We start from the raw sequence: 25,636 nt of genomic DNA, 5'->3' as shown, positions 1-25,636 counted from the left end.
ATGGCTTCCGGAAAAGAAAGAAAAAAACGAGATTTCCATCATATTTCACGGGGCTGGAATGTTGTTCTGAATGGGGTAGCAGGGGTGTTCGCGTTCTTATGTGTATTTCCTTTTTTGTTCGTCGTCATTATTTCCTTAACTGATGAGAAAACGCTGGCGCGGGACGGATATCGGTTACTTCCGGCCCAATGGAGTCTGGAGGCTTATCGTTTCATATTTCGTACCAGTGATACGCTACTGCGCTCCTATGGGGTGACGATTGCTGTAACGGTCATCGGTACGGTGATCAGTCTCATTCTGATTTCATTATATGCATATGCCATTTCACGAAAGAGCTTCCGTTACCGGAGATTCTTTTCCATTTTTGCGATTTTAACCATGCTCTTTAATGGCGGAATGATCCCGACCTATATGGTCGTTTCCCAATTGCTCGGGCTCAAGGATACGATTTGGGCTTTGATTTTACCGCTGGCTATGAATGCCTTTTATATTATGATCCTGCGCACATTCTATAGCACCAGCGTGCCAGATGCCATCGTCGAATCAGCCAAAATAGATGGGGCCGGCGAGTTTTACACCTTTTTAAAAATCGTGCTTCCACTCTCTCTACCGGGACTTGCGACTATTGGCTTATTCAGCACGCTTGGTTACTGGAATGACTGGTTTAATGCCCTGTTGTATATTGACAATCCCAATCTGGTGCCGCTTCAGTCCATGCTGATGCGGATTGAATCCAGCATTCAGTTCATCCAGCAAAATTCGCAAAACAGCTCTATGAGTATGGCTGCGCTTCAATCCATTCCGCAGGACACTTCGCGGATGGCGATGGTGGTGCTGGCGACGCTGCCTATTATATTCGCTTATCCTTTTTTTCAGCGTTATTTTGTGCAAGGACTTACGGTTGGGGCTGTGAAGGAATAACAGGGGAGGAGAGACATGAACATGTTGATTTATAAAGATAAAAGCAAACCAATCGAAGAACGGGTAGAGCACTTAATCGGTTTGATGACAATAGAGGAAAAGGTGGGACAGCTTGTGCAGCCTTTTGGCTGGCAAGTGTATGAGCACACAGACGGGGAATTGTCCCTACATCATGATTTCAAGCAGCAGGTGCAAAATGGGGGAATCGGTTCCTTATACGGGGTGCTTCGCGCTGATCCGTGGACCGGGGTGACCTTGGAGAATGGCTTATCTGCCAAGCAAGGGGCGGAGGCTGTGAACTTGATCCAACGCTATGCGGTAGAGCATTCCCGGCTGGGTATCCCCATACTGATCGGCGAGGAATGCTCTCATGGACATATGGCGATTGACGGCACTGTGTTTCCGGTTCCGCTGTCCATCGGTAGCACATGGAATGTCGATCTGTACCGCAATATGTGCCGCGCGGTTGCGAGTGAAACCCGCGCTCAAGGAGGGGCGGTCACGTACTCGCCCGTGCTTGATGTTGTGCGTGATCCGCGCTGGGGACGCACGGAGGAATGCTTTGGCGAAGACCCTTATCTCATCGGCGAATTTGCTGTTGCCGCAGTGGAGGGACTTCAGGGGGAAAGCTTACTCAGCGAACATAGCGTAGCTGCCACATTAAAGCATTTTGCAGGCTATGGCAGCTCGGAAGGCGGACGTAATGCCGGACCTGTGCATATGGGCTGGCGTGAGCTTTTGGAGGTCGATCTGTATCCATTCCAAAAAGCGGTGGAAGCAGGGGCGCAATCTGTTATGCCAGCCTATAACGAAATCGACGGTGTACCGTGTACAGTGAACGCTGAGCTATTGGACGATATTCTTCGTCAGGCGTGGGGATTCGACGGTCTGATCATTACAGATTGTGGCGCGATTGAAATGTTGGCGAGCGGACATGATGTGGCCGAGGATGGATCGGAAGCCGCTGTGCAGGCGATTCGCGCAGGGATTGATATGGAAATGTCCGGGGAAATGTTCGGAAGTCATCTGGTCAAGGCGGTTCATGCTGGCAAGCTGGAGATGAGCGTGCTGGATCGGGCGGTTCGCAGGGTGCTCACGTTAAAATTCAGGCTAGGTCTGTTTGACAAACCGTATGTGGATACAGAACGAGCGGAGCAGGTAATTGGTCGGGAGGAGCATATTCGATTGGCTCGTCAGCTTGCGACCGAAGGGATCGTGTTACTTAAAAACATCAATAGAACGCTTCCCCTGCCGAAAACCTCCAAGCGTATTGCGGTCATCGGCCCGAATGCGGATCAGATCTACAATCAGTTGGGCGATTATACATCACCGCAGCAGAGATCCCGTGTGGTAACTGTACTTGATGGCATCCGTAGCAAATTAAGCAAGCATCAGGACAGCGTTCTGTATGCACCTGGCTGCCGGATCAAGGGAGAATCCCGGGAAGGATTCGAAAACGCACTGGCATGTGCGGCTGAGGCCGATACAGTGGTGATGGTGGTTGGAGGGTCCAGCGCCCGCGATTTCGGGGAAGGAACGATTGATCTGAAAACCGGCGCATCGAAGGTATCGGATCACGATTGGAACGACATGGAATGCGGCGAAGGCATCGACCGGATGACATTGGAGCTTGCGGGCGTACAGCTCCAACTCATGCAGGAAGTCTACAGTCTTGGCAAGAAACTGGTCGTCGTTTATATGAACGGGCGACCGATTGCTGAGCCATGGGTGGAGAAGCACGCACACGCCATTGTGGAAGCATGGTATCCCGGTCAGGAGGGGGGACATGCAATCGCGGATATTTTATTTGGGGACGTAAATCCTTCGGGACGTTTGACCCTATCCATCCCTAAGCATGTCGGGCAGTTGCCGGTATATTACAATGGCAAACGTTCCCGGGGCAAACGGTATCTGGAGGACGATGTCGAGCCGCGCTATCCGTTTGGATACGGCCTTAGCTACACGACGTTTAGCTATGAAAGGCTTACATTAAGCGCCAATTCGATCCGAGCGGGCGAATCCGTTACGGTTACAGTCGATGTAACCAACACGGGCGAACGGGAAGGGGCTGAAGTGGTACAGCTGTATATCTCGGACACGGTGAGCTCGGTGACCCGTCCAATCAGGGAACTCAAGGGTTTTTGCAAGCTTGTATTAAAGCCAGGAGAAACACGAACAGTGGAGTTTGTTGTAGGCTCCGACAAGCTGCAATATATAGGGATTGATCTACAGCCAGTCGTTGAGGCAGGACGATTTTCTATTCAAGTAGGCAGGCACTCCAAAGATACCCTGTGTGCCGAGTTGAGCGTACGGGAGGATGAATAATGGAACGTATCAAACGCCTAATTCGGGAATTGTCGGAATGCCAATGGCTGGAGAAGCTGGATTTGCAGAGCTGGAACATTACACGCTCCACTTACCAAACACCTGGTCAATACGAAGACGCCGTACCTTTATCAGAAGGACTGGATCTCAAGCGATTCCCCAGCAGTCAGGGGACGACTTATTTTTTTCGAACACGGCTGGATGTACCGACAACGTGGTTGAGAGAGCCTTTTGGATTGGTGTTTGAGTCCGGGGGAGAAGGATTGTTGCGGGTCAATGGTGTTTCCTATCACGGGCTTGATCGCAATCATACCTATGTCACGCTTAATCCAGAGCTCATCGGGTCTTCACCTGAATTGGAGATTGAGCTGTTTGATCCTGTACCCGAACCCGTTGATCCGCTCAATCGGCAGGCTGTCATTCAACCTCCGATTTCTTCTATTACAAGCTATCTTGTACGGCCCAATAAGCCCGTGCAGAGCCTGATGTATACCATTACCGTTATTAGCGAAGCCGCTCTACTGCTGCCTGAGGGCGATATCCGCAGAATACGCCTGCTGAAAGCTCTGTATGGGGTGATGGATTGCTTTGCGAATCTGGAGAAAGACGCCATTCGAGCAGGGGGAGCGATCTTAGCCACAGAAAAGGAGCTGATTCGTCAGGTTCAGGAGATCGGCGGAAATGCGCAAGGTTTGGAGCACATGGTAGGACAGTCGCACATTGACATTGCCTGGCTGTGGCCGATGCGCGAGACCGTACGGAAAACAAGCCGAACCTTCTCAACGGTGGATGCGCTGATGAATGAATACCCGGCCTATCAATATGCGCAGAGCCAGCCTTTGCTGTTCTCTTTTGTAAAGGAAAATGATCCAGAGCTGTATGAACGGGTCAAAGCAAGAGTCGCCGAAGGACGGTGGGAGCTGGTTGGGGGGATGTGGGTAGAGCCTGATTTGAACCTGCCCAGTGGCGAATCACTCATCCGCCAAATGCTGTATGGTCAGCGTTTTTACCAACAGGAATTCGGCAAATCCTCTCATATTGAATGGCTGCCGGATACGTTCGGCTACTGTGCGTCCCTGCCGCAGATTTTAAAGCATGGGAAGATAGACTATTTTATGACGACCAAGCTCGGCTGGAATGATACGAATGTGTTTCCTTACGATTTGTTCCACTGGGTGGGCATAGATGGTACTTCAATGTTGTCTTACCTTAATCATGGCGTAAATGAAAATACACGGCCACAGGACATTCATGACCATTGGCAGTCCTATCGTGAAAAATCGGCTCATCCTGAGCACATGTTGCTCTATGGGCATGGAGACGGCGGCGGTGGAGTTACGCGTGAAATGCTGGAATATATAGAGCGTTCTCCGCTAATGGTGGGACTGCCTGGGAGTCAGTTCAGCACGGCTGGACAGTTTTTTGCAGGTATAGATGAGGCGCATCCGAAGCTTCCCCAATGGCATGGTGACTTGTACCTTGAGTTGCACCGGGGAACCTACACGACCCACGCTCGCAACAAACGCAATAACCGGAAAGCGGAGGGAGTCTACCGCGAGGCAGAACTGTGGAGCACGCTGGCATTACCACAGCTGGAGCCGAAGCAGGTGCAGGAAATCTACTCGGCATTGCATGAGGGCTGGAAGCTGATTTTGTTGAATCAGTTCCACGATATTATCCCTGGCTCTGCGATTACTGAGGTTTATGGCACTTCGGATAAGGAGTATCAGCAGATATTCGAATGGGGATATGTCGGGCTTCAACAGGGAATTACGACGCTGGCGGCTCAAGTGAACACGGAAGGATCAAGGACAGGAATGCCGTATCTTGTGTTTAACAGCCTGGGCTGGAGCCGTAGTGCCGTGATCCATATCGCTACGGAATCGGCACAGGGATGGTATGCCTACCACTACGCTAATGATGAAGCCGAGCGGCTAGATACCGATGTGGAGGAAGGCGGCATTTCGGTGCGTATTCCAGACATTCCTGCACTGGGCTACAAAACGATTTGGCTGGAGCGAGAACAGGCTCAAACAGGTGAGCAGCCGCAAACAGCTGTGATATCTGGATCGCTAGGGGATATCTGGGAGACAGCATTTTATAAGGTGCAATTTAACGAACGGGGCGAAATGATTCGTCTGCTGGATAAAGCGGCAAACCGTGAAATTTTGAAGCAAGGGGAACGGGCAAACCGTTTTTATTTTTTCCATGACCGTCCGACGCTGTGGGATGCATGGGATTTGGATGACCGATATGAGGAACAGGTAGCAGGAGTAGCCGAGTTGCTGGAAAAACAAGTAGTACTCCAAGGGAAAACAAAGGATGTGCTGCGCTTCCGATGGCGAATCCATCAATCTGAAATGACACAGGATATGATCTTTTATCATCATGAGCGGCGAATTGATTTCAAGACGCATGTGAGCTGGAATGAAGCGCACAAGCTGCTGAAAGTTGGCTTTCCTGTAGATGTGGTTACGGATAAGGCGACATATGAAATTCCTTTTGGTGCTTTGGAGCGGCCGACCCATCGGAATACGAGCTGGGAGCAGGCGCAGTATGAAGTATGTGGACACCGATTTGCGGATGTTTCCGAACATGGGTATGGCGTAAGTCTGCTCAATGATTGCAAATATGGCTACGACATTCAAGACAGCACCATCCGTCTGTCTCTACTGCGTGCACCCAAATGGCCGGATAAAGATGCCGATCTGGGCGAGCACGATTTTACGTATTCGCTCTATCCGCATGTGGGAGACTGGCGCAGCGCCCATACCTTGCGTCATGCGGCTGAGCTGAACCATGATATGCCTGTTATACAACAGCAAAAGCACAGCACCGGAGTGCTGCTGAGCAGTGGATCGTTCATTAACTTGGATAGCCGTCACGTTGTGCTAGATGCGATCAAGCCAGCCGAAGATGGACTGGGGACGATTCTTCGTTTGTACGAATCTTCTGGGGGACGAGAAACGATCCAGCTGACCTGGCCTTACACCTTCAATGCAGCCTACGTGTCAAATGCGTTGGAGGAACCTGTGCAGCCGCTGGAGCTGGAAGGCAGCTGTCTCACATTGTCTTTTACACCTTATGAAATTAAAACGATACGCTTGCAATAGATATTGATAAAGGAGCGAAAAAGCTATTGGAACAATTCAGACTTCCCAAAATACCGATGCCCGATCTTGACATGCCGCAGGCTGTTCAGGACGTATTTAAGGAAGCAGAGCAAGCCCTGGCTCATAGGCCGAAGCTGCTGAAGCTGTTTAAAAATTGTTTTCCAAATTCACTGGAGACGACGACCAAACTAATGGATGATGGGACAACGTTCCTCATTACAGGTGATATTCCGGCTCTTTGGTTGCGGGATTCTGTAGAGCAGGTCATCCATTATGTGCCGTTAGCCAGGGAGGATGCTGATTTACAGCGTATCATTGCTGGTCTGATTAAGCGCCATATCCATTATGTCCTCATAGACCCGTATGCAAATGCGTTCAATGAGACAGCGAATGACTGGCATTGGAATGCGGCCGATGAGACGGAAATGTCGCCATGGGTGTGGGAACGAAAATTTGAGATCGACTCGCTGTGCTTTGTCATTCGGCTGGCTTACATGTACTGGAAGGAAACGGAGCTTACCGATATTTTTGATTCAAAATTCAAGGAGGCTCTGCGTAAAATAGTGGATGTGTTCAAAACGGAACAGCGTCACCAAGAACAATCTGCGTATCGGTTTACACGTAATAACGGCATTTCTACCGATTCCTTACGTAATCAGGGACTCGGTATGCCTGTAAATTATACAGGGATGATTTGGTCAGGCTTCCGTTCCAGTGATGATGCTTGCGATTTCCATTACAATATACCCGGTAATATGTTTGCAGTGGTTGCTTTGCGGCAGATGCAGGAGTTTGCGGAGTGGGTATTTCGTGATATGGACTTTCTGAACGAGCTGAAGGAGCTGGAGGCTGAGGTGGAGCACGGTATTCGCTTGTACGGCATTTACCGCCACCCGGTATTCGGGCCTATATATGCTTATGAAACGGACGGATTTGGCAACTACTGCCTGATGGATGACGCGGGTACGCCGGGGTTGATGTCCATTCCATATTTGGGCTATACGACAGCGGACGATCCTATTTATCAAAATACGAGACGCTTCGCTTTAAGTCAGGAAAACCCGTTTTACTTTGAGGGCAAGGCGGCTAAAGGCATCGGAAGTCCGCACACGCTGCCCGGTTACATCTGGCATATGGCCCTGTCCATGCAAGGGTTAACGGCCAGGACCGCAGAAGAGAGGCTGGAAATGATTCGGATGCTGGAAGCGACAGATGGGGACACCGGCTACATGCATGAAGGCTTTCATGCCGATGATCCTACGGTTTTTACGCGAAAATGGTTCGCTTGGTCCAATAGTCTGTTTGCCCAGCTTGTGTATAAGGCTATGAAGGATGGGTTGTTATGAATAAATCCACAGTATGCCCATCCATCGTTGTTTTCAGTGAGCAAGGTTTTCCTGCTATAGGGAGTCTGTTGCCAGACGAGGCATTTCAGGGAGTTGCAGACGTGGTGGTCGTACGTGCCGATGAACTGGCTGAAACGCTAAAGCATATGGACAACGGCTGCTTTGTCAATCTGCATGCACCGTACTTCCCCAAGTCCGCCTGGACCGAAATCGTGGCATTTCTCCACAGGGGAGGAGGGCTGCTTAACGTCGGGGGAGCACCCTTTAAGCATCCGGTCCGCGATCCTGCTGATGAGCATGGAGATTGGTGGATTGAGACTGAACAGACTGCATATCATCAGGAGCTGCATATTCATGAGGTGCTGCGAGTGGATGCCTCGAAGGTGGCTTCGCTGGTCGCATCAGAGGATATTCCTGTGTTGTGTGGTCAGGAGTCGCTGTTTGAGGTGACAGATACGTGGAACCTCGTTCCACATACGACCAAAAGCAGCGATCTGCCACACCAGATGGGCTCTGCCGGGCCAATGAATACGCAAATTTATTCTTTGCTAAAAGGTGTCAGTGCAGACGGACGGGATATCGCTGCCCCGGTGGTGCTATGGGAGCATGCCCGAGGTCTGTTTGCCGGAGCACGCTGGATGTTTGTCCACGTGCCGTTGATAGCTTCCTTTTGGGAACAGGATGGTGAGCAGTTGCTTGCCCAATGGGCACGTTTTTGCGCCAAGGGGATGACGGAGCTATCTATCAAACCAAACTATGCTGCTTATGAGCCTGGGGAACGAGCCGTACTGACACTTCAAACCCAAAGATTGCAGCGAGGAGGAGCCACGACCAGATATCATGAGATATGGAGCTTTGACCTGACGGTGGAGCAAATATGGGATGATCACAGTCAGCAGGTATGGAGCGAGCGCTTGCAGATTGAGGTTGGCAGAGAACAGAACTTTGTGCGTATTCCCCTTGCCTTTTCCATCCTGAGTGGTCTGTATCGGATCATTTGCAGAGCTGAATCATCGGATGGTGAAGTGCGCATATTGCGACAGGGTTTTTGGGGGCAGGATGCCAAACTGCTGGCTGAAGGACAGGTCATCATGCGCAGTCGGGATTATTTTATAAAGGACGGGCGTCCGTTGCCTGTTGTTGGTATGACCTATATGACCTCAGATGTGGCACGGAAGTTTCTGTTTTTGCCCAATGCAGCCCTTTGGGATCGGGATATGGCCCAGATGGCCAAAGCGGGCATCAACTGGATTCGTACAGGGGTATGGACGGCTTATCGCAATATGATGCAGATAGACGGACACGCCTCGGAAGAGGTGCTTCGTGCGATTGATGCTTTTCTGCTGACAGCTAAAAACCATGGCTTACAGGTGACGTTTACGTTCTTTTCTTTTACACCGGAAACATGGGAAGGGGTTAACCCTTATCTCGACCCGCAAAGCGTGGAAGCACAAAAGCGGTTCATTCGTAGTATTGTCAGCCGTCACACGGCTACGACCCATGTGGATTGGGATCTGATTAACGAGCCTTCCATGTTTGATCCGTCGCGCATTTTCGCGGATGGTCCACGCTCTGCGAGGGACTCATGGGAACAGAAGGCGTTCAGCACATGGCTGAAGCAACGGCACGGCAGCATTGAGGCTTTGCAGGAAGCATGGAATATGACGCCACAGCAGCTTTCCTGTTTTGCATCTGCCACAATTCCCGAGCCGGAGGAGATAAACTTCGACGTTCAGGATATGCATCAGGCCAAAAAGGGAGCTAAGTGGCTGGATTACTGTCTGTTTTCGATGGATATGCACAATCTGTGGGCCGAGCAATTGGCGACTACGATTCGGGAGCTTTGTCCCGGACATTTGGTAACTGTAGGTCAGGACGAGGCACTGGGTGCTCAGCGGCCGTCTCCGTTTTTTTATGAGGCTGTGGTGGATTATACAACGGTGCATTCATGGTGGCTGAATGATCATTTGGTGTGGGACGGTATTTTCGCCAAAACACCAGACAAACCGAATCTTGTGCAGGAAACCGGAATGATGTATGTGGAGACGCCGGATGGTCGAGCCAAGCGTTCAGAGGCGGAGCTGCGCGACATGCTGGAGCGCAAGTATGCGTATGCCTTTTCGACTGGCGGAGCGGGTGCGATTCATTGGATCTGGAATACGAACTTTTATATGGATAATGCCAATGAATCGCACATCGGTGCGTTGCGCGCGGATGGGACCGAGAAGCCGGAAGCAGGGGTATCTTACGATTTTGGGCGTTTTATGAATGATATTCGCGATCTGTTTACAGACCGGAAGCTGGAGGAAACGGCTGTTGTATTCCCGTATTCCAATGATTTCTCCAACCGATCACTTGCCTTTGATGCCACGACACGGCTTACTCGGGTGATGTCCTATGATCTCAAGCAGCCGTTCCGTGCCGTCTCCGAGTATCATCTGGAATCGCTCAAGCAGCAGTTACCGAAACTAATTATGATCCCCAGCGCGCACAATTTCGACAGTACATCGCTTGAACATCTTCTGGAAATGGTGCAATCCTTCGGGGTGACTTTACTAGTTACCGGACCGTTGGGGCTTGATCCTTACTGGAAAGTGACCGACCGGGTTGATGATATTATTGGGCAGCGTATACTGGGGAATGTCCAACGGGAGGAAGTACTGAGTCTGGAGGGGAAAACCTTCCCTGTCTCATTCGGACAGCGGCGAATTGCTGAGGTCGCTAAGGAGGAACAACTGTCACCGGAAGCGGATGGAACGATGGGGGATGAAGTCGTGAACCTGCCGCTTGGCAAGGGACGCTTGATCTGGAGTCCGCTTCCACTGGAGTTGAATGGCAGGGATGAGCCGATAGCTGAGCTTTATCGCTACGCCCTCACTGCCGCCGGGGTAGAGCGAGAACTGGAGTGGATAGACGGTGGCGATCAGCCGGGACTATATGGACGTAAGCTGAATTTCGAGAAAGGGGGCCTGTATATTTTCGTATCGGAGTTTTCCCGGGATACCCAAGTGCGTGTTCGGGATAAGGAGACTGGATTATCCTACGCTTTTCTGTTGCCAAGGAGCCGATCTGTCTTGTTTGCTGTGGATCGAGAGGGTCAGTTGCTAGCGGTATATCGTCCCGAGGACGTGACTATTGAAGTGCTGCAGTGAACAATGGCAGGTCAAGACATACGGTGAGGGGATATACAATGAGCGAGCAAAGGGATGCATCATTCAACAATCAAGCGATAAGCAGGGAAGTAGACACATACACGGGGAGCAAGACGACAGCACATATTATTTCACATACCCACTGGGATCGGGAGTGGTATTTACCTTATGAGAAGCACCATATGCGCCTGATTAGCCTGATGGATTCTCTGCTGGATAAGCTGGAGCAGGACCCGGATTATAAAAGCTTTTATCTGGACGGGCAGACGATCATTGTGGAGGATTATCTACAGGTTCGGCCCGAGCAAAAGGAACGGCTGGAGCAGCATATTCGCAATGGTCGTATTTTTATCGGACCCTGGTACATTTTGCAGGATGCTTTTCTGACCAGCGGCGAAGCCAATGTACGCAATATGCAGATTGGGCACCGCGATGCCGAACGTTACGGCAATCCGTCCAAGATCGGATACTTCCCCGATACGTTTGGTCTGGCTGGGCAGACTCCGCAGTTCATGCAACAGTCGGGGATAACGAATGTTTTCTTTGGAAGGGGCGTAAAGCCGACAGGGTTTAACAATACGGTATCGGATAAAGGCTACGAGTCCTCCTTTTCGGAACTGTTATGGACGGGGCCAGACGGCTCGGAGGTACTCGGTATTTTATTTGCCAACTGGTATTCCAATGGCAATGAGGTTCCGGTAGATGAGGTGGAAGCCAAGGTTTATTGGAAGCGTAAACTGGATGATGCGCAAAAATATGCATCAACTGGCGAGCTGCTATTCATGAACGGTTGCGATCATCAGCCTTTACAGCTTGATTTACCAGAAGCCATCCGTACGGCACAGAAGCTTTATCCAGATATCGAGTTTGTTCATTCCAATTTCAACGATTATCTGACTTCTCTGAAACAGGCTTCCCAAAGGCAACTCTCGTCAGTAAAGGGAGAGTTTCGCAGTCAGCGCACAGACGGCTGGGGAACGCTGGTAAATACGGCTTCTGCCCGGGTGTATTTGAAACAGATGAACCAGTTGGGACAAGTGATGCTGGAAAAAGTGGCTGAGCCGCTTGCGACCTTTGCGCATCTGTTGGGGCAGGCTTACCCTCATCATTTGTTCACCTATGCCTGGAAAACACTGATGCAGAACCATCCACATGACAGTATTTGCGGCTGTAGTGTGGACGAGGTGCACCGTGAGATGGTGACCCGGTTCGATAAGAGCCGTCATGTAGCCGAGAGCATTGTGGATGAAAGCATAGAGGTCATTGCGCAAGCAGTGGATACGACGGGCTTCAGTCGCTTTGGAGAAGATGCGTTGCCGCTCGTGATTTTTAATACGTCAGGCTGGGAACGCAGTGGTATAGTGTCGGCAGAACTCGAAGTGGTTCGTGTGTACTTCCATGAAGGACACACGCTTGAGGAGGCTGCTCATCGGGCGAAGAAAGTGGATCTTTCCGGACGCGTACTGGTGGACAGTGAAGGGTGTCCGGTGGCATGCAAGGTGGAGGACCTCGGGCTACAGTTCGGTTATGATTTGCCGGATGATCGATTCCGCCAGCCTTACATGTCTCGTCGGGTACGCCTTACCTTTGAGGTTGAACGTGTGCCCCTGCTAGGCTTAAAAACCTATGCTTGGCTGAGAAGCAATGTCGAGACGGATTCCTCTTCCCTTTTTCATGGCAGTCGAAGGATGGAAAATGCTCTGCTTCACGTCAAAATAGCGGATAACGGCTCTTTTACCCTGACGGATAAGCGTACAGGCCGCAGCTACAAAGACCTTGGCGTATATGAAAATGTGGGTGATATCGGCAACGAGTATATGTTCAGACAGCCCGAGAGAGAGCAGGCGCTGACCACCGAAGATTTGATCGCGGACATCCGTGTGCTTGAAGATACACCTTATCTGGCATCCATGGAGATTATCCATCATTGGGAAATACCGGCCTCTGCGGATGAAATGCTGGAGCAAGAGCAGCGAGAGCTGGTTTATTATCCGTACCGCAAGTCTCAGCGCTCCCGACAGACCGTTCCGCTGACGATACGGACCGTCATTTCTTTATCTCGCAACAGCAAGGGTGTTTCCATGGAAACCACCTTCAACAACCAAGCCAAGGATCACCGACTGCGTGCTCTGTTTCCAACAGATATAGCTTCTGCTGAGCATCGGGTGGACTCCATGTTTGAAATTGCAATCCGGGACAATGAACCTGCACCTGAATGGGAAAACCCAAGCAATACACAGCATCAGCAGGCGTTTGTGGATGTAAGCGGGGAGCAGGCGGGTCTGACCGTATCCAATCTCGGGTTGAATGAATATGAAATCATGCGTGATGGACGTAACACGATTGCAGTAACGCTGCTTCGCTCAGTTGGCGAGCTGGGTGATTGGGGATGGTTCCCGACACCTGAAGCGCAGTGCCTAGGTGAGCACACCGCCCGTCTGGAAATCATTCCACATGATGGCGACGGTATTCAGTCCGGCGCGTATACAGAAGCCTATCAATACCAAATTCCTTGGATTGTAAAACAAACTGGGATTCATGCGGGTGTAGTTGCTCCAGATTATGCGCCGTTTGATTGGCAAAGCACGGAGCTTGCCTTTTCCTCTATGAAAATGAATGAGCTGTCGGGGGATGTACTGTTGCGCTGGTACAATATGAGTCATAATATAGCCGAACTAATTATCAAGCCCGGGCGGCGGCAGTACGATTTTTATAAAAGTAATATCCTCGAAGAACAAGGAGAAGACATCGTAATGGATTCTTCTAATGAGTTACTTCAGTCTGTAAAGCCGCATGAAATTATCACACTGGGTTTAAAAATGAAGACTTAACAATAAAGAGAAGAAGACCAAAGCAAATGATAATAAACCCCGATGAAATAACTTATCATCGGGGCTTCTCATTCATCATTTCAATTAACACTTGATGTACCATCGGTAAGGTAGTAAAACCGTCACTCTGTAAAAAGTGCCCCCCATGATCTAGTTCGTGGAAATCAGCCTGCATATCTTCCGCTAGTTTCTTACTAAGTGCAAAGGGGACAATTGCGTCGTCCTTTGAAGCTATAACTACACGTGCCCCTAGTGAATCCATGATTTGCTGATAACTCAAATGGTCATTTGTAAACTCATCTAATGATGGTAGGCTTGGCACTGGGTCAGCAAAACCGGAAACGAAAATTCCACCACCCAGTGGTTCCGGGATATTTACTTGCTGCAGGTACCTTAAAATGGATACACAACCCAAGCTATGTCCAATAAAATAGGTGTCTTTATGTAGAACTTTAATATTTTGTAGTAGATGCTCAATCCACTCATTAAGCTTGGGTGCTTGCGAGTTGGGCATTTCTAGTATATTTACCGAAACCCCGTCTTCCTGTAATTTGTCTTGTAACCAAGGAAACCAATGATCTGTTGGCGAAGCTGTGTATCCGTGGATTATATATACTTGTTTTTGATTTTGTAGATTTGTCACCATACGTTCTCCCCCATCATCCAGTGTTTAGATCTTAGTTTGCATATGTGTCCCACTTCATGTAAAAATCCCTCTCTAGTTTACCAAACATCCAATGCTTATGAGTACCTAAAATTGTTGATTTACGTAGCAAGTCGATGGATGAATGTGCCTATTATTATATTCATTATTTTTGCAGTACTGGAATTTGACTTATAAATTTAAACGCTTTCTACTGATATATATAGCATCACGTTTTGTAATCTGCTTCATTTTTGTTGTATGGAGGGCAGTGAGCAGACTCTACTAGATTGCTTTCGTAATCCAGTTATGCGTCCAAATCCTGCAACTCTTCCTGTTCAGCCATTTGCATCAGCTTATAAATCTGCCGTGCTGTGTTCACATTCCGCACCGTCATTTGCTGATACAGCTTGGTGCCGACTAATTTTGTTAACCCGCTTTTTGTGACTTGTTCTTTGCTGACAGAAAACAGAATGGCCCCGGTCGTATAGATGACATGTCCAATACTCGGTTTCAAAGGAAGCTTGTCCAGAACGGAAATATCGTTAATTTCATCCCACAGGAACATTACATCACTTTTCATCTGTGTATCATTAGACCATTCATTCGGCAGTGCCTCCATAATGCTCTGAATCTCCTTCATATTACGGACGATGACGCGGATGGGTAAGCTAAAATCCTCCAGAATCGCCTGTTCCAGTATGAGTGATAGCTCCTGGTTGGGCCGCTCCTGACTGGAAAAAATAATGTTTCCAGAATTAATGTAAGTTGTCACATGCCCCATACCTGCATGTTCAAACGTTTGCTTGAGCTTCTTCATCTCGATTTTGTTATTGCCGCCCACATTAATGCCCCGCAGTAATGCGATATAGATCATAAAAAGCCCCACCTCTCTTTAACCAATAGGATTTCTAACAAAAGGATAGGTAATTCAGCAAATACGTGGTTTGGTTTTCGCCCAACAAATGATGTAGCAATGGTTTTACGTGCTCGATATATGCTACTTTGATTTCGTATGTATCTTCATCTATCAATTCTCCCTTAAAGGTACAGGCACCTTCAATCAGGATGGAAAAAGCCGTAAAGAAGTTAGCTAAAGAGTCAGCAACTTGCTGCGCTGCGCCACCTTCAATTGCAGCATATACAGGGGAAGCAGGTGCGCTAGTATCGACAATGACTGGATCATCATTAAACGTGGCAATTACAACATGGTGGGAGGGCCACGAAGATGACTCATGAACAAGCTCTCCAGATGTAATGAAGCGATAGCCCAGCTGTTGGCGATATAAATGTTCTGGTGCGACAAAAAAGAGAACAGCAGCATCCCCGATTTCAACGGCTGCATTTTTTAATTTGTGTGTTCCCGCTGCCTTAGCATCGATCATTTCATAATGGCTATATAGGTACTCAAGCTCAGGGGATATAGGTATGCGGTTGTCCCAGCAATCTGTCAGGTTCTCCGTCCGGGGCTGGATGTCGTGGTCTTGGAACAGCCCGTAGGTTGCATTATACAGGTTTTGTTGTTGTACAAACCGGGTCAGAGCTTCGCTTAGCTGTTTCATAGGTGTTCATTCCTTTCTAATCGTAGGCTATGACCTTCGTCATAACGTTTCATTCCTAGCATAAAGATATCATAATATAGAAATGAAGAACATATGTTTCTGTATTTATACCGCCTTGCCAGTCGATCCAGATTAATTTTACAATATAGGAGTTCGAAAATAATGTTGCAAGGAGGAGAGAAATGTCTTTTTCTAAAATATACGATTACAAATTAAGAGCCTTCTTTAATGAGCGTATTTCTGATTTAAGTCATGAATATCTATTTTATTCGTATCCTGATCAAGAGCAAAATTTAAGAATATTAACTCTGAATATAAATGAGCAGAGTCATATTTCTTTAGTGCGATGGCATGATTTATTTGACAGGTCGCTATTTACAAAAATGGATCATCCCATTCTAAGCTTAGCGGATGCTGAACGTCTGATTCGATTGCTTGCACTCATTTTTAACGTTTTTGATATACATAAAGATGCTGTTTATAGCCGAAAAAACTTATGTTGTTTTTATTATCAATATCAAGTTTCACATCTAGCAGAGAGAGGGAATGAATTCTCGCTTACTCAGGACAGGCTATTTTTTCTTCACCATCTCTTATTTGAACTGGGTTTAGGGGATGACATTTATGATCGTCTAACGATTGAAAATAATAAGATGATGTACAGGATGGAAGACGCACAACAGTATGATATGCATATTCTAATTGACATGTTGCATGAGCATATTAACAAAAATGAGATGGATATGGATACCCGGGCAGCGCTAGGAAAAATAAAAATTTTGCAGGGTCAGTTGGTCAGCTTCATCCTGGGCAGTCATGATGTATATGATTTTCCGTATGACGATTTCAACAAGCCGTTTGCAGAAGCAACGATGTTTATACAAGCCTATAACTCTAATAAAAATAGGGTATTAGAGGTGCTGATCGACTGTATCAATGAGCATCAATCTCCAACAGAGCAGTTCATCTCCCATTTGATCTTGATGAATTACTCCTATTTTATTCTCAAAAGTAATCCTAGCGAAATTACATATCTTAAATTATTCTGCAAGAAAAAACCGGGAGTTTTTATGAAAGTATTGTCTGCATTGCTTGAAATCAGATTTTTTATCGATAAATCCAGCTTCGCAAATACGGGTATAAATTATTATTTATCCAGATTAAAAGGGGTTAAATGATGCCATTTCATCACGTTTCTTTACCCGATTTACCACAGACTATCGGACGTCTTACGGCCATTCATCCACTAAAGGGTGGCTCTCAGGGAAGCATAACCCTGCTAGCACTAAACACACAGGCAGAACTGTGGAGACTAGAACTTCGCTCTGGCAGCGCAGAATTATGCACACATATTTGTATTCCTGATTTTAATCCCCTGCAACCTGTCCAAATGGTGACCAGTCCTGACGGCAAGTACGTGGCGATCTCCAATCGATTTGGCCGACATGCGGCAGTGTATGATTTAGTCCATGCTCAAGAAAAAATGCAATTATCACGGGACGAATACCACTACGATAAAAGTATGTTTCCCCTGGCCTTTGTACATCAAGACGGTGCATGTATCCTTGTTCATGGGACGGAATGGAATCGGCTGGATCTGACGGATGTAGAAACGGGGAGGCTTTTGACAGCAAGACCTACCCCAGTTTATAACAGCGAAAACAAAGATGAGCATTATCTAGATTATTTTCATGGGAGGCTCCTGGCTTCTCCAGAGGGAAAGTGGATTGCGGATACGGGATGGGTATGGGCTCCATTAGGAGTAGTCCGAACTTGGTCCTTATCGGATTGGCTGCTGAACTCATGGGAATCGGAGAATGGTCCGTCAGTTCGCCATCTTTGGCAAATCATAGATTGGGATGGGCCAGTATGCTGGACAGGACCCGATAGATTGGCGGTTTGGGGACAGATGGATGCCGATTTACTGGAGGAGGAAGATTGGGGAGAGGAAGGAGTGGAACCGGCGGTTGTCCTATTCGATATGACTCAGCCAGGGTACCGACGTGTGTTTCCTGCGATCCCGCCTCTAAATTGTAAGCCTGATGAATACGGGATTTACCCATATCCCCAAGCGGATATGGCCGTTTCTGGCGACCGATTATTCTTGTGGGGGAAAGGGGTTCCGCTTCAGGTATGGTGGCTTTCAAGCGGTGTGCGCGAATATGTAGATACGGAGCGATTTCCACTTATTTACCATCATGAGGCAGGAATTTTCGTTGAATTAAATCCAGATAGCGGTTGTACAGCCTTAAGCTACGAATAAATGGCGTTACCAGATTTTCTTCCTTCCAGTGATATGGAAATATATGCATTAGCTATAACAATTATTAAAGGAGTGTACATCAAAATGGCACTGATCAAGGATCGTTTTTTGGGATGCCTGGTTGGGCTGGCTGTGGGTGATGCTTTGGGAACCACAGTAGAATTTAGCAGTCCAGGCACATTTGAACCTGTAACGGATATCGTAGGCGGCGGTGTATTTGGGTTGAAGGCGGGGCAGTGGACGGACGATACGTCTATGGCGCTCTGTTTAGCCGAGAGTATGGTGCAAAAAGATAGCTTTGATCCAGCAGACCAAATGCGCCGTTACACGAATTGGTACCACCTGGGATATATGAGTAGCACGGGAACGTGCTTTGATATTGGTGGTGCGACGAGAGCAGCACTGCATCGCTTCGAGGCCACTGGAGAGCCGTATAGTGGGGCCGTTGACCCCATGACTGCTGGTAATGGCTCGATTATGAGGCTTGCACCTGTTGCCATGGCCTATGCGAACCGTCCGGAAGAGGCAGTGATGTACGCCGAGCTGAGCTCGCGAACCACCCATGGAGCAGTCGAAAGTGTGGAGGCCTGTGCTGTGCTTGCTTCAATCCTTGTGGCAGGTCTGCGGGGAGCGGACAAAGAATCCATGTTATCAGCCGACATCTGCTATAAGTGGCGGCGGCAGGAACAGCCAGCTTATTCGGCAGCCATTGAAGAAATCATTCAGGGATCTTACAAGGATAAGGAGCCGCCCGAAATACAGGGGACCGGCTATGTCATTCGTTCCCTTGAGGCTGCGCTGTGGGCATTTCACCATTCGACTTCGTTTGAAGAGGGGGCACTGCTGGCCGTAAATCTGGGGGATGACGCCGATACGACCGGGGCGGTGTATGGGCAAATTGCAGGAGCTTATTACGGGCAAAGCGGTATCCCGAGTCACTGGCTCGAGAAGCTGGCGATGAAGGAGACTATTGATGAGCTGACGGAGGCTTTATGGCAGAAGGCCGACAAGGGCCAGACACTTTAAGAGGGACATCTATAAAGATCAAGCTGGGTTGCTTTTCTTATGAAGCAGAACCCAGCTTTTTTTGTTCCCAATATTTTTGCCGATGCCTCATCTCTTGGGATCACTATCCATATCGCCATACTTCCGCCCTCCTCAGTAGCATGTTGTTATGACAAAATGAAGTCCAGTACAAATCATACTTCACTTTACTGATCTTTCAGAGGAGGAACTACATTGTCACATCTAAATAAACAGCTTCATTCATTTGTCGATATTTCCAAATATACTAAAGGGTTTGAGATTGTTTCAACCCAATTTGGCCCTGATGGGCGCGTGTATATTTTGCTAATTGATAAAGTCCCGGAACGAGTGCGGGGGATGTTCCCGCCTGCCTCTCTTAAAGAGAGACGTACTTACAAGATACTCATTATAGACGATCATATTGAAGAAGTGTATGTGGAGGGACAGCAGTTTAACTATCATTATGTACAGCCTCTACATCATCATCTACTGCTCGTCGGAGCGCGTTGTCATTATTATGGAACCGGCCAATACGATTTAAATGGTAAAATCATTGATTATGAAGGCCGTACCATAAATGAACTACTGCTTGGAGACGGTATCCAGAGTGTTCAGGTTACAGAAGAAGGTACGATCTGGACCAGTTATTTTGATGAAGGTATATTCGGGAATTATGGTTGGAATGAGCCTGTGGGGTCCTCCGGCCTTGTTGCCTGGAATAAAGAGGGACACAAAATATATGAGAACCAAGCGGCAGACATTCATGATTGCTATGCTTTGAACGTGGTTAGCGAACAGGAAATCTGGTTTTATTACTATTCAGACTTTTCATTAGGGTGCATTTCCGGTAGCGATCGTACGAATATTACGTTTATGAATCCGAGCATTTCTGGCTGCTCTGGGATGGCTACAGATGGGTATCACTTTTTGTTCGACGGCGGGTATGGAAAGAACGGACAATATGTTTTTAAAAAAAATGTGAAGCCAGGCAGCTTGAGCAAAGGACAACACATTCGCTTTTTAAATGACGAGCAAGAGTTCCTTCAGCCGCACGAACAGGATTTCAGAAAAGACCGTCTGCTGCTCCGTGAAGGTTCTCTGCTGTATCAGGTGGCTGTTGAAGAGTTAGCATAAAAACCCACGTCAGACGTGGGTTTTTCCTTAACATCAAAAATACTTATTCATACGTTTTGACAAGATCATTCAGGGAGGTAATGGTGCTTCCTTCTCCAATAGCACCGAATTTCCACTCTCCTCCATAGCGGTATACTTCACCTACACGGATGCTGCACATCCCTTTATAGTCCTCTGTCAAGTTGTATCGGAGAATCTCTTCATCTTGCGACGTATCCAATACTCGAATATAAGCATTGTCCACCATACTGAAATCCTTACGTCTACCAAAGCTGAAAAAGCGGAATATATTCACTATAAATACGACTCTATGCACTTCAGGTGGTAGTTGTTGGAGGGATACGGTAATGACTTCATCATCACCGTCACCATGTCCTGTTAAGTTGTCACCACTATGTACGACGGCCCCGCAAGGGCTATTTTTATTTCCGAAATATACTAGATTTTTCGTCTGAGTCAGCTTGCCGTTCTCATTAAGAAGCAGTGCTGACGCATCAATATCCATGTTTCTGCCCCTCATAGGGTCCCATCCAAGCCCTACTTTTAGCACGGATAAGTGTGGATTATTTTTGGTTAGGTCTACCTTCTGTCCTTTAACTAGACTAATACTCAACGTTATGCCTCCTTATCATTATTTTCGTTCTACTCTGAAATTGTAGCATATATATAGAAGGATATAATCTATTCGTAACTTCACAGACTTTATTCCGTATAAAGATAAAAACATGATCCAAATTCGTTCCCTCAGGGAGAAATGCAACCATGTTTAACAAAATGAGAAGTTGAGGTAATGCATCATATGAATGAAAAATTTCAAGCCGATACAGGATATCAGTTGGCTGAACAGAAGGCGCTTCAGTATTTTGCATCACTCTATAATCAGGTCAAGGATAAAACTTATGTGACTTATCTTACAGAAGATATTCATATATGGAAAAGGAATCATATCCATTCTTCTTCATGGTTATCCTTCTTTTCGCGGAATAAGGGAAAGCCGGATACCCGGGATGACTACAGATATATTCAATGGCTGAGTTACACAGGAAAATTGGATGATTATCTGAAGCGGAGTGTCTCTTATATTTACATGAGGGATCTAGGCAAGGCTCTAGATTCTGCCGACACACAGACCCGGATTCAGCGCGTCATTGCTGACGTAAAAAGATATTTGCTTCAACCCACCCGTGCTAACAGGAGAGATCAAGCGGAGTTTATGAATTTAGCCGGGGTGTATCGGTGGTCTCAAAAGGAAGGGATCGAAACTACTGTAATCTGGCTAATCAACAAGCTTAACTCTGTATCTTCTCATATTCCTGAGGAAATGGATGCAGAGCACGCCCAGCGCAAACTGATTAAAATCATCATTGGGGTTATTCTGCATGTAATGGAAGAAATGGACGAAGCCGTGTTACCTGTTGAACGTTCGCGCAGGCTGGATGAAGCCATCAGGCTTGGGTATTCCTATGGGCTGACCTATCCTTTTATTGACGATCTTCTCGATTCTCAGCTGTTGACCGTTCAAGAGAAAGAACAATATTCCCATATGATACGTACCGCGCTTCTTACCGGATCTGTGCCAGAACTGGGCGACTGGACCGGCGATCATATGAAGTTCATTCGCTATATCCATTCGGAGCTCTCGGATGCTTTTGAGTATATTAAGGCACATCAGCGGCCAGACACACAGCAAACCTTTTTCGAGCAGTCCTATGTTTTCTTTCATTCTCAAGATATCGACCGGGATAAGGATCTAACACGAGCTAATTACACCAATGAAGAGCTTTATATACCCGTTATTTTAAAATCTGCTTCTTCCCGTTTGATTGTCCGTTCCGTGATTAGTGCTCCTGAGGATGGAGGGTTTGAGCAACGAACATTCTATTATGGTATCTATAACCAGCTTGCTGATGATTTTGCAGATATGGCCGACGATATGAGGGACGGTGCGGTAACACCCTATACCTATTATTTAAAATATCATCATCAAAGATCGGATTTGATCAATCCCTTCGAACTATACTGGGCGGTCATTTCGAATTTGATCCATAACGTATATGACTCGGATGCTATGGCTCGCGAGGTGATACTGGACCGTGCAATAAATGGACTCAAACGTTATAAAGAACGGGTAGGTGTAGAAAAGTACAATGAAATAATGGGGATTTTTGCATCCGGAAATCCGGAATTTAATCGTCTCATCCAGAAGATGGTGGGCAAAGCAGAGGATGTAGATTTTTTGGATAAGCTGCTTCGGGACCAGATGATTACCCATTTGAAGAACGATTCGAGGGAAAAAGAAGACTTTATGAATACGGTCAAAACAGTCCGTGACCAGATTAATAACCAATTGAAGATTACCAAACCTCATGGGATCGAGGCCATGAAAGAACAGCTTATTGATGCTGCCAATTATAGTCTTGAGGGGGATGGGAAAAGGATACGTCCTATATTGACCTGGGTCATGGGTGTGAATGAATATGGTTTAGACGCTTCGGCAATCGTGCCTCTTCTAAGATCATTGGAATATATGCATACAGCCTCCCTGATTTTTGATGATTTGCCTTCCCAGGATAACGCGTCTACCCGTAGAGGACGTCAGACATTACATCAGGTGCACAATAGCGCTACTGCGGAATTAACTGGTCTGTATCTGATCCAGAAGGCCATCGGGGAACAATCGTCACTGAACCAATTCAATGCTGAGACTGTACTTGCCTTGATACAATATTCGGCTCGTAAGGCAGAGGATATGTGTATGGGGCAGGCGATGGATCTGGATTCCAAAGGAAAGGCTTTGACATTGGAACAGCTGAATATGATGTGCTTTTACAAAACAGGAGTGGCGTTCGAGGCTTGTCTCGTTATGCCAGCCATGCTCGCACAGGCCGAGGAGCTGGAGATTGCTGCTTTGCAGAAATTTGCCTATCATATGGGGATTGCTTTTCAGATTAAAGATGATTTGCTTGATGTGGAAGGAGACACGCTCTTACTTGGAAAACCTGTGGGTCAGGATTCGGATAACAATAATTCGAATTTCGTGTCCATCCTTGGTTACGAAGGTGCCAGTAAAGAAATGTGGGAGCACTACTGCCTTGCCATGGAAGCATTAAAAGAGGTGCCACGCAATATCGCTTTTCTGAAGCACTTAATGAATTATATTGTGAACCGGGATCGTTAAAAAGAATTGTGCCCCATAGCTCCATAGGAGTGGTGGGGTGTTTGTACGTTGAGACAGTAGAGTTGCTCATACTTCCTTGCCCCTCTTTGGTGATCATCTAATGTAACGCAGATACGTCTGGATAAACAAGCAAAGATGTGAATATCTGGTGACTTCAGTACCGTATTTTGTCCGTTACGGCGCGTTCTACATTATAATGTTTAAAAACGGACAAGGAGATGAACTCCAGATGAAAAAAGGAATCTTGGTCGCTTCAGGGTTGGTTGTTGCGGCATTGGGCACGTACCTGATTGCAGGAAATATGCAGAAAGAAGGAACGGACAAGCTCGGGACAACAGATATCAAGCAATTGGTGCATGATTTCAGCGCAGGCAAGGGAACAGGTCAATCCGCTTCCATTAATTCCAGTCAGTTAATTGTTAATGGAGACAATACCCAACCCATAACTTATAATTTGCCTGACAACGAGTTTTTTGTTTCGATTGCGCCATATGTAGAAGAGACCCACCCTTGTGCAACTCATAGTCTAACCGGCTGCCAAGGCGAAATAAAAAACGGAGAATTCAATGTGACCGTTCACGACTCCGAAGGTAATGTCATCATGGAGAATGCTGCCATGAAATCACAACCCAATGGTTTTATTGATCTATGGCTACCGAGGGATAAAACCTACCGCATTAGCGTGAATCATGAAGGTAAAACGGCTGAAACTGAATTCTCTACATATGAGAAAAACGATACGTGTATCACAACGATGCAGCTAGGCTAACGCAGGTGAATCAAATTCCAGTTATCGGAGTCCTGTGTATAGGAAAGGGATTGAGAATGATCTAAAAGTCCTTAACTTTTGGAAAATATAACGATATCAGGCCTGCGCAGATGTTGGCGTGGGCCTGAGTAAAGTAAAATTGATGTAACACTCATTTTGAATGCATCACCAACGATCGGCCTTATACTCCTCCTTTCTTGCTCATCCCCCAAAAATCTATCTCTCCAAATGATGTTGCGTAAATATTGATAGACCGCACGTAAAACCAATGTTTCATCTTCCAAAAATAATATTTCCTATTTGATTAATGAATTAACATAATTTGTTTTTTTAACCATTAATATTTATACATAGACACAACGATACATACAAAAGATGATACAGGTTCAAAAATAATCTATTTTGGAGGGACAAATTATGATATTTCAACAAATTTGGGAAGCAGACATGAAGGAAAACGGTATACTTCCTTTGATCAAAGGATTGAGTGACAATCAAAAGAATTCGGAACAAGGTTATGTTATCGTCGATATGGACCCGACCCCGGATCAAGTTACAACCCCTGGAAGTGAAAGAAATGAAATTTCCGTATTTAAGGAAACCCACATTCCGCAAAATAAACAAAAATCCTACGATCTATTTATTAAACTGCATGATAACTATGAATGGCTAAAAGGTAAGAAAGAAGATATCATCCCTGAGGAGCAGGCTGAAGTCAATGAGTTTCTACAGTTTGCAATTGGAACTAAGCCCATGCAGCTTGCAAGGGAGTACGCCCAATCCAACGGACATCTTGCAGATGGCAGTTCAGATGAAGAATGGATGGATATGTTAAAAACACTTTGGTTCAAATTAATCCTAGGAAAAAGCACCTCTTATTTTGAACATGTGTTCTTAGGTGAACAGGGCGGCAGAAGAAGAAAATTGGGAGGGCATCATTTCTGGTATCATTATCTAATTAACGATGGTCCCTATGTGCAATTGAGAAAAGAGGATTCCATTGTATTCATCAAGCATGTAGAAGTAAATAAAATAGAAGCCAGCAAACTGGCTGAAGTTATAACGATTAAATATACTTTGGAAGAAAAGAAGGAATCAGGTGAGAAAACCAAGCTTTTTAAAGATATTGGAGGTTTCTTTGTTGGCACAAGTGCGGAAGGTTTACTCGCCCTTGGTACGGTTGCATTTCTGGACGGAAGGCAGCATATCCCGGTTGAACTTAATGGAGAGAAACTTGATATCACTGTATTCCGAACACAAGATGGAGCGAAAGATGCAAGAACTTTTTTTCCGGTAATAAAAGAGGCAGTTCCAGTAGGATAAATCTTAAAACTTTCAGTTTTTTGCAAGCTTCTGGAGATATGTGAAAAGGG

At 46.8% G+C, this 25,636-nt stretch carries 17 protein-coding genes; 13 read left to right on the top strand and 4 right to left on the bottom strand.

Going from position 1 to position 25,636, the window contains the following annotated elements; all coding sequences use genetic code 11:
* Genes MKY35_RS18165 through MKY35_RS18140 form a run of 6 tightly spaced genes read left to right on the top strand, consistent with a single transcriptional unit; the run spans position 1 to position 13,688 of the window.
* Positions 1-921 (top strand): carbohydrate ABC transporter permease, encoded by a 921-nt coding sequence (locus MKY35_RS18165; protein WP_342444437.1) that lies wholly within the window; start codon positions 1-3, stop codon positions 919-921.
* A gap of 21 nt (positions 922-942) precedes the next feature.
* Positions 943-3,246, top strand: a complete 2,304-nt coding sequence (locus MKY35_RS18160; RefSeq protein WP_342446667.1) for a glycoside hydrolase family 3 N-terminal domain-containing protein — start codon at positions 943-945, stop codon at positions 3,244-3,246.
* Positions 3,246-6,359 carry an alpha-mannosidase gene (locus tag MKY35_RS18155; RefSeq protein ID WP_342444436.1) on the top strand — a complete coding sequence of 1,038 codons (3,114 nt, stop codon included), beginning with the start codon at positions 3,246-3,248 and terminating at the stop codon, positions 6,357-6,359. Before MKY35_RS18160 ends, MKY35_RS18155 begins: the two co-directional genes overlap by 1 nt.
* A gap of 26 nt (positions 6,360-6,385) precedes the next feature.
* Positions 6,386-7,705: a glycoside hydrolase family 125 protein gene (locus MKY35_RS18150; RefSeq protein ID WP_342444435.1), complete on the top strand. Its 1,320-nt coding sequence runs from the start codon at positions 6,386-6,388 to the stop codon at positions 7,703-7,705.
* Positions 7,702-10,857, top strand: a complete 3,156-nt coding sequence (locus tag MKY35_RS18145; protein ID WP_342444434.1) for a beta-galactosidase — start codon at positions 7,702-7,704, stop codon at positions 10,855-10,857. The genes MKY35_RS18150 and MKY35_RS18145 overlap by 4 nt, the downstream gene beginning before the upstream one ends.
* A gap of 38 nt (positions 10,858-10,895) precedes the next feature.
* Positions 10,896-13,688, top strand: coding sequence for an alpha-mannosidase (locus tag MKY35_RS18140; RefSeq protein WP_342444433.1), 2,793 nt, complete (start codon positions 10,896-10,898; stop codon positions 13,686-13,688).
* A gap of 55 nt (positions 13,689-13,743) precedes the next feature.
* On the opposite strand, the gene MKY35_RS18135 is transcribed toward MKY35_RS18140, so the two are convergent.
* The 3 genes from MKY35_RS18135 to MKY35_RS18125 form a co-directional block, all read right to left on the bottom strand.
* A complete protein-coding gene (locus MKY35_RS18135; RefSeq protein ID WP_342444432.1) occupies positions 13,744-14,334 on the bottom strand; it encodes an alpha/beta hydrolase in 591 nt (196 codons plus the stop codon).
* 304 nt (positions 14,335-14,638) lie between these two features.
* Positions 14,639-15,208 (bottom strand): DUF1697 domain-containing protein, encoded by a 570-nt coding sequence (locus MKY35_RS18130; protein WP_342444431.1) that lies wholly within the window; start codon positions 15,206-15,208, stop codon positions 14,639-14,641.
* Positions 15,209-15,242: 34 nt separating this feature from the next.
* Positions 15,243-15,893 carry a hypothetical protein gene (locus tag MKY35_RS18125; RefSeq protein ID WP_342444430.1) on the bottom strand — a complete coding sequence of 217 codons (651 nt, stop codon included), beginning with the start codon at positions 15,891-15,893 and terminating at the stop codon, positions 15,243-15,245.
* A 182-nt stretch (positions 15,894-16,075) separates the two neighbouring features.
* Between MKY35_RS18125 and MKY35_RS18120 the strand changes: the two genes are divergently transcribed.
* From MKY35_RS18120 to MKY35_RS18105, 4 genes are all read left to right on the top strand, one after another.
* On the top strand, positions 16,076-17,071 hold the full coding sequence (locus MKY35_RS18120; RefSeq protein ID WP_342444429.1) for a hypothetical protein: 996 nt from the start codon (positions 16,076-16,078) through the stop codon (positions 17,069-17,071).
* A complete protein-coding gene (locus MKY35_RS18115) occupies positions 17,068-18,156 on the top strand; it encodes a hypothetical protein (RefSeq protein ID WP_342444428.1) in 1,089 nt (362 codons plus the stop codon). The genes MKY35_RS18120 and MKY35_RS18115 overlap by 4 nt, the downstream gene beginning before the upstream one ends.
* A gap of 84 nt (positions 18,157-18,240) precedes the next feature.
* Positions 18,241-19,182 carry an ADP-ribosylglycohydrolase family protein gene (locus MKY35_RS18110; protein ID WP_342444427.1) on the top strand — a complete coding sequence of 314 codons (942 nt, stop codon included), beginning with the start codon at positions 18,241-18,243 and terminating at the stop codon, positions 19,180-19,182.
* A 213-nt stretch (positions 19,183-19,395) separates the two neighbouring features.
* Positions 19,396-20,316: a hypothetical protein gene (locus tag MKY35_RS18105; protein ID WP_342444426.1), complete on the top strand. Its 921-nt coding sequence runs from the start codon at positions 19,396-19,398 to the stop codon at positions 20,314-20,316.
* 43 nt (positions 20,317-20,359) lie between these two features.
* Here the strand turns inward: MKY35_RS18105 and MKY35_RS18100 are convergent, their stop codons facing one another.
* Positions 20,360-20,929: a TerD family protein gene (locus MKY35_RS18100; RefSeq protein WP_342444425.1), complete on the bottom strand. Its 570-nt coding sequence runs from the start codon at positions 20,927-20,929 to the stop codon at positions 20,360-20,362.
* Positions 20,930-21,106: 177 nt separating this feature from the next.
* Here MKY35_RS18100 and MKY35_RS18095 point away from each other — a divergent pair, with 177 nt between their 5' ends.
* The 3 genes from MKY35_RS18095 (at position 21,107) to MKY35_RS18085 (ending at position 25,586) form a co-directional block, all read left to right on the top strand.
* Positions 21,107-23,494, top strand: a complete 2,388-nt coding sequence (locus tag MKY35_RS18095; RefSeq protein ID WP_342444424.1) for a polyprenyl synthetase family protein — start codon at positions 21,107-21,109, stop codon at positions 23,492-23,494.
* 229 nt (positions 23,495-23,723) lie between these two features.
* A complete protein-coding gene (locus MKY35_RS18090) occupies positions 23,724-24,263 on the top strand; it encodes a CueP family metal-binding protein (protein WP_342444423.1) in 540 nt (179 codons plus the stop codon).
* 417 nt (positions 24,264-24,680) lie between these two features.
* Entirely contained in the window at positions 24,681-25,586 is a 906-nt protein-coding gene (locus tag MKY35_RS18085; RefSeq protein ID WP_342444422.1) for a hypothetical protein, read from the top strand.
* The last annotated feature ends 50 nt before the right edge of the window (positions 25,587-25,636 follow it).

It is taken from the genome of Paenibacillus sp. FSL L8-0638, assembly GCF_038593075.1.
GTDB lineage: Bacteria > Bacillota > Bacilli > Paenibacillales > Paenibacillaceae > Paenibacillus > Paenibacillus polymyxa_D.
The sequence above is the reverse complement of the archived record's forward strand: the minus strand, read 5'-3'. Positions and strand labels throughout refer to the sequence as shown.

Excerpts from the sequence above, each read along its gene's own strand:
- MKY35_RS18160 (WP_342446667.1), top strand. The coding sequence starts at position 943 with ATGTTGATTTATAAAGATAAAAGCAAACCAATCGAAGAACGGGTAGAG.
- MKY35_RS18165 (WP_342444437.1), top strand. The coding sequence starts at position 1 with ATGGCTTCCGGAAAAGAAAGAAAAAAACGAGATTTCCATCATATTTCA.
- MKY35_RS18090 (WP_342444423.1), top strand. The coding sequence starts at position 23,724 with ATGAAAAAAGGAATCTTGGTCGCTTCAGGGTTGGTTGTTGCGGCATTG.
- MKY35_RS18115 (WP_342444428.1), top strand. The coding sequence starts at position 17,068 with ATGATGCCATTTCATCACGTTTCTTTACCCGATTTACCACAGACTATC.
- MKY35_RS18135 (WP_342444432.1), bottom strand. The coding sequence starts at position 14,334 with ATGGTGACAAATCTACAAAATCAAAAACAAGTATATATAATCCACGGA.
- MKY35_RS18120 (WP_342444429.1), top strand. The coding sequence starts at position 16,076 with ATGTCTTTTTCTAAAATATACGATTACAAATTAAGAGCCTTCTTTAAT.
- MKY35_RS18130 (WP_342444431.1), bottom strand. The coding sequence starts at position 15,208 with ATGATCTATATCGCATTACTGCGGGGCATTAATGTGGGCGGCAATAAC.
- MKY35_RS18095 (WP_342444424.1), top strand. The coding sequence starts at position 21,107 with ATGCATCATATGAATGAAAAATTTCAAGCCGATACAGGATATCAGTTG.
- MKY35_RS18110 (WP_342444427.1), top strand. The coding sequence starts at position 18,241 with ATGGCACTGATCAAGGATCGTTTTTTGGGATGCCTGGTTGGGCTGGCT.
- MKY35_RS18140 (WP_342444433.1), top strand. The coding sequence starts at position 10,896 with ATGAGCGAGCAAAGGGATGCATCATTCAACAATCAAGCGATAAGCAGG.
- MKY35_RS18155 (WP_342444436.1), top strand. The coding sequence starts at position 3,246 with ATGGAACGTATCAAACGCCTAATTCGGGAATTGTCGGAATGCCAATGG.
- MKY35_RS18145 (WP_342444434.1), top strand. The coding sequence starts at position 7,702 with ATGAATAAATCCACAGTATGCCCATCCATCGTTGTTTTCAGTGAGCAA.
- MKY35_RS18085 (WP_342444422.1), top strand. The coding sequence starts at position 24,681 with ATGATATTTCAACAAATTTGGGAAGCAGACATGAAGGAAAACGGTATA.
- MKY35_RS18125 (WP_342444430.1), bottom strand. The coding sequence starts at position 15,893 with ATGAAACAGCTAAGCGAAGCTCTGACCCGGTTTGTACAACAACAAAAC.